The sequence below is a fragment of the Streptomyces sp. NPDC005899 genome (assembly GCF_040629645.1).
In the GTDB taxonomy this organism is placed as follows: Bacteria; Actinomycetota; Actinomycetes; order Streptomycetales; family Streptomycetaceae; genus Streptomyces.
In genome coordinates this window covers 1-5,297 of sequence record NZ_JBEXWB010000395.1, presented here as the reverse complement: position 1 = coordinate 5,297, position 5,297 = coordinate 1, and the positions used below count along the sequence as shown (strand labels likewise).

Genomic DNA, 5,297 nt, shown 5'->3' with positions numbered 1-5,297 from the left:
CCCGGCAGGCCGCCGTCGGCAGCCCCGGCCTCGGCGACGAGCTCCGCCGCCGCGACGGCCACGTCCCCCTGCTGCGGCTCCCGCTGCCCGCCGAGGGCTCCGCGCCGGACGGGTACGACACCGTCGTGGTCCTGCCGCTCCGCGACGGCGTCGCCGAGGACCTCGTGGTCCGGCTGCTCGCCGGGGTGGACGACGCGCTCCTGCTGACGCTGCCCGGCCTCGACGAGGTCGTCATCGAAACGCCGGACGGCGTACGGACGTTGAGCCGTTCGCAGCACGGCCCGTACACCCACGTCGACGACAGCGCGCACGGCACCCGCCGCTGGCGCACCGTCTCCCGCCACGGCTCCCTGGAGCCCGGCCTGCTGGCCGGCCGGCCCGTCGAGGAGCGGCTGCGGCCGTACTGGTCGGTGACCTGGGCCGTGCCGGTCGCGGAGGACGGGGGGCCCGAGCACCCCCGGACCGCCCCCGTGGTGCACGCGCCGACGCCCACCGACGAGCCGCTCGGCGTCCCCGCACTGCTCATCGCCTCGCTGCCGCTGGACACCACGCGCAGGCACCCCGCCCCCGGTCCGCTGACCGATTTCCTGGTGCAGCGCGCCGCCGACGCCTACGCGGAGCTGCTCGCGGGGTGGGAGCCCCTGTCCACGGCCACGATCGCGCTCGTGCCGGGGCCGCTCGGCAAGGGCGTGCTGGACGGCGCGCTGCGGGCCGCGATCCTGGAACGGCTGCCCCGCATCGCCTTCCTGGAACCGGCCGCCCCCCGTGACCCGGAGGCCGCCGGCGGCGGGGAGTGGGGCGACTGGGAGACCGGCGCCGGGACCCCGGGCACGGCGCCCGCCGGGCTGCGGCCGATCGAGGCGGAGGTCGTCGAGGGAGTGGGCGCCGAGACCGTACGGGTCCTCGCCGAGGTCCTGCCCTGCCTGCTGCCCGCCGGGCTGGAGCGCCGCACCGAGCTCCGCACCCTCGGCGTCGCCCGGGTCCCGCTGACCGAGGCCATCGACCGGCTGGCCGGCCTGGAGCGGGACCCGGACTGGTGGCGCAGGCTGTACGACAGCCTGTCCGGCGTGGACCCGGACCGCCTCTCGGGCCTCCCCGTCCCGCTGGCGGGGCCCACGGACTCCCACCCGCCCCGTACCACGATCGGGCCCCGCCAGGTCCTCCTGCCGCTGCCCGACGCCCTGACGGCGCCCGTCCTTTCCCGGCTGTCGCGGCTCGGGCTGAAGGTCGCCCACCCCGACGCCGCCCACCCGCTGCTGGAGAAGCTGGGCGCCCTGCCCGCCACCCCGCGGGCCGTCCTGACGACACCTCAGGTCCGGGCCGCCGTGGCCGGGTCGCTGGACGCGGGGGAGATCTGGGACGAGGACGCCCTGGACGGCGACGAACTCGCCGACACCGTCCTCACCCTCGTACGGGACGCGGACCTCGAACCGGGCGACGAACCCTGGCTGGGCGCCCTCGCACTGCCCGACGAGGACGGGGAGGCGGCGCCCGCCGGTGAGCTGGTGCTGCCCGGCAGCCCCTTCGCCCAGGTCATGCGCGAGGGCGAACTCGCCCTGTGCGACGCGGAGCTGGCCGAGCGGTGGGGCGAACAGCCCCTCACCGCCTGCGGCGTGCTGGCCACCTTCGCACTCGTGCGGGCCACCGACGTCGTGCTGGACCCCGACGAACTCGAACCCCGGGACGGTGACTTCGCCGAACCCGACGACGCGGGGCTCCTCGACGCCGTCGACGTGTGGTGCGAGGACGTGCTCGACCAGCTCCCGGACACCCCCGTCCCGCCGGTCGCCACCGAGCTCGTCGCCGTACGCGACCTCGACCTCGTCGACGACGACGCCTGGCCGCAGGCCCTCGCGATGCTCGCCCGGCCCCCGTTGCGCGACGCGCTGACGCAGCCGGTCCGGGTCCTGCTCCCCGACGGCACGACGCAGTCCGTCCGCCCGTACACGGCCTGGTGGCTGCGCGACCACCCCGTCCTCGGCGGCCGGCGCCCGGCGGGCCTGCGCGCGGCCGGCGGGGACCCCCGCCTGGCCGGCCTGTACGACCCCGCCGACGCGACGGGCTTCGACGACGCGCAGGTGCTGCGGGCCCTCGGCGTACGGACGTCGGTGGCCGCGCTGCTGGACGAGCCCGGCGGGGCGGCCGAGCTGCTGGGCCGGCTCGCGGACGAGGACCGGCCCGTCGGGCCCGTCCAGCTGCATTCGCTCTACACGGCGCTCGCCGAGCTGGAACCCGAGCAGGTCACGCTGCCCGACGAGCTGCGGGCCGTGGTCGACGACGAGGTGCGGGTGGTCGACGCGGCGGACGCCGTGATCGCCGACGCCCCGGACGTGCTGCCGCTGACCGCCGGCATCCCGCTGCTGCCGGTCGCCCCCGTCCGGGCGGCGGAGCTGGCCGAGCTGCTCCAGGTGCGGCGACTCGGTGAGACGGTCGAGGCCGAGGTGACGACGGAGGGCGAGGAGCACCGCGTACCGGAATCGGTGCGCGCCCTGCTGGGCGCCGGGACCCCGGAGACGTACGTCGAGCACGGGGAACTACGGGCCGGCGGCGTCGAGCTGGACTGGCGCCGCACCCCGGACGGGGTGGTGCACGCGTCCACCCTGGAGGGTGTGGCGGCGGGCCTGGCCTGGGCCGCCGGGCAGTGGCCGCGCCGTTTCGAGGTGGCGGCCCTGCTGGAGGACCCGTCCCGGACGGAGGAGCTGGCCCGGGACCGCTGGTTCGACTGAACCGTGTCCGGGCCGTGGCGGGCGCGGTTCAGGTGGGGGAGCGGCGGCCGACCAGCCGCCAGGTCAGTTCCAGCAGTGCCGCCGCGGCCGCCGCGATCCCGACGGCCGTCCACGGCATCACCGGCCCCACCAGCTTCAGCGCGAAGAAGTGCTGGAGCCACGGCACCGCCAGCACGACGAGGAAGCACAGCCCCATCGACGCCACCAGGACGATCCGCCACCAGGTGTAGGGGCGGGCGATGATCGCCAGGACCCACATCGAGACCAGGAAGAGCGTGAGCGTCGCCGTGCTCGTCTCGGCGCCCAGTGCGCCCGCCCCGGCGTAGTGGTGCCGGGCCACCAGGTACGTGACGAAGGTGGCCGCCGCCGCGATGACCCCGGAGGGGACCGCGTAGCGCATCACCCGGCGCACGAAGTGCGGGCGGGCCCGCTCCTTGTTCGGCGCGAGCGCCAGGAAGAAGGCGGGCACGCCGATCGTCAGCGTGGAGAGCAGCGTGAGGTGGCGCGGCAGGAAGGGGTACTCCACCTGGAAGCAGACGACGAGGACCGCCAGGAGCACCGAGTAGACGGTCTTCGTCAGGAACAGGGTGGCGACGCGGGTGATGTTGCCGATGACCCGGCGGCCCTCCGCGACGACCGACGGCAGCGTCGCGAAGCTGTTGTCCAGGAGCACGATCTGGGCCACCGCGCGGGTGGCCTCGGAGCCGGAGCCCATGGACACCCCGATGTCGGCGTCCTTCAGCGCCAGGACGTCGTTGACGCCGTCGCCCGTCATCGCGACCGTGTGGCCGCGTGCCTGGAGGGCCCCGACCATGTCCCGCTTCTGCCGCGGGGTGACCCGGCCGAAGACGGCGTGGCGTTCGATCTCGCCGGCCATCTCGTCGGGGTCGTCGGGCAGCCGGCGGGCGTCCACCGGATGTGCCGCGCCCGGCAGGTCCAGCTTCTGGGCGACCGCGCCGACGGAGACGGCGTTGTCGCCCGAGATCACCTTGGCGGCGACGTCCTGCTCGGCGAAGTAGGCCAGGGTGTCCCCGGCGTCCGGCCGGAGCCGCTGCTCCAGGACGACCAGCGCGGTGGGGACGGCCTCCGCGACGGCGTCCGCAGCGTCCAGCCGGCCGCGTGCCCGGGCGAGGAGCAGGACCCGCAGTCCCTGCGCGTCCAGGTGCCCGAGGCCGGCCAGGACGGGGTCACCGTCGGACAGCAGGACGTCGGGGGCGCCGAGGAGCCAGGCGGACGTGCCGCCGCCGTCCTCGGTGAACGCGGCGCCGCTGTACTTGCGGACCGAGGAGAACGGCACGGCCTCGGTGACCTCCCAGCCCTGCCCGTCGGGGTACGCGTCGACGACCGCTCGGAGGCTGGCGTTGGGCCGCGGGTCGGACGCCCCGAGGGCGCCCAGGACGCGGCCCACGTACGCCTGGTCGGCGCCGTTCAGCGGACGGACCTCCGTGACGTCCATGCGGCCCTCGGTGAGGGTGCCCGTCTTGTCCAGGCAGACGGTGTCGACCCGGGCCAGGCCCTCGATGGCGGGGAGTTCCTGCACCAGGCACTGCCTGCGGCCGAGCCGGATGACGCCGATGGCGAAGGCGACCGAGGTGAGCAGCACGAGACCCTCGGGGATCATGGGCACGATGCCGCCGACCGTGCGGGCCACCGAGTCCTTGAAGTCGTTGTCCTCGACGACGAGCTGGCTGATGACCAGGCCGATCGCGGTCGGCACCATCATCCACGTCACGTACTTGAGGATCGTGCTGATGCCGCTGCGCAGCTCGGACCGGACGAGGGTGAAGCGGGATGCCTCCTCGGCGAGCTGCGCGGCGTAGGCCTCGCGGCCGACCCTGGTCGCGGTGAAGGAGCCGCCGCCCGCGACGACGAAGCTGCCCGACATCACCGGGTCACCGGGCTGTTTGACCACGGCGTCGGCCTCACCGGTGAGGAGCGACTCGTCGATCTCCAGGCCGTCGGCCTCCGCGACCGTGCCGTCCACCACGACCTTGTCGCCGGACCCGAGCTCGATCAGGTCGCCGAGGACGATCCCGGAGACGGAGACCTCGGCCGCGGTCCCGTCGCGGCGGACGGTCGGCCGGGCCTCCCCGACGACCGCCAGGCTGTCCAGCGTCTTCTTGGCCCGCCACTCCTGGATGATGCCGATGCCCGTGTTGGCGAGGATGACGAAGCCGAAGAGGCTGTCCTGGATCGGCGCGACGCTCAGCATGATCACCCAGAGCACGCCGATGATCAGGTTGAAGCGGGTGAGGACGTTCGCCCGGACGATCTCGGTGACCGAGCGGGACGAGCGGACCGGCACGTCGTTGACCTCGCCGCGGGCGACCCGCTCGGCGACCTCGGAGGCGGTCAGCCCGGAGGGCGGGGCGGGCGCGGGAGAGGGCCGGCCGGGGGCCGGCCGGTCACCGGAGGAGTCGAGTGCCCGCTGCGTCATGTCTTCGACCGTACGGGCGGAGGGGGCGCTCCACCCGCCGGGAGGACCGGACGGTCCGGCCGGGCCGGCGGGACGGCCGGGCGCCGGACCGTCGGGGCCGGTGCGGGACTCGGGGAACGCGCGTCAGTTCGCCG

The 5,297-nt window shown here is 75.3% G+C and carries 2 protein-coding genes; one reads left to right on the top strand and one right to left on the bottom strand.

The features are described from left to right. The coding region (locus ABZ371_RS28420; protein ID WP_358684805.1) for a molecular chaperone Hsp90 at positions 1-2,726 on the top strand (2,726 nt) is incomplete at its 5' end. A 28-nt stretch (positions 2,727-2,754) separates the two neighbouring features. Here the strand turns inward: ABZ371_RS28420 and ABZ371_RS28415 are convergent. Continuing rightward, the gene (locus tag ABZ371_RS28415; RefSeq protein ID WP_358684803.1) at positions 2,755-5,163 is read right to left on the bottom strand and encodes an HAD-IC family P-type ATPase; all 2,409 of its coding nucleotides are present in this window, start codon (positions 5,161-5,163) and stop codon (positions 2,755-2,757) included. Positions 5,164-5,297 lie beyond the last annotated feature (134 nt).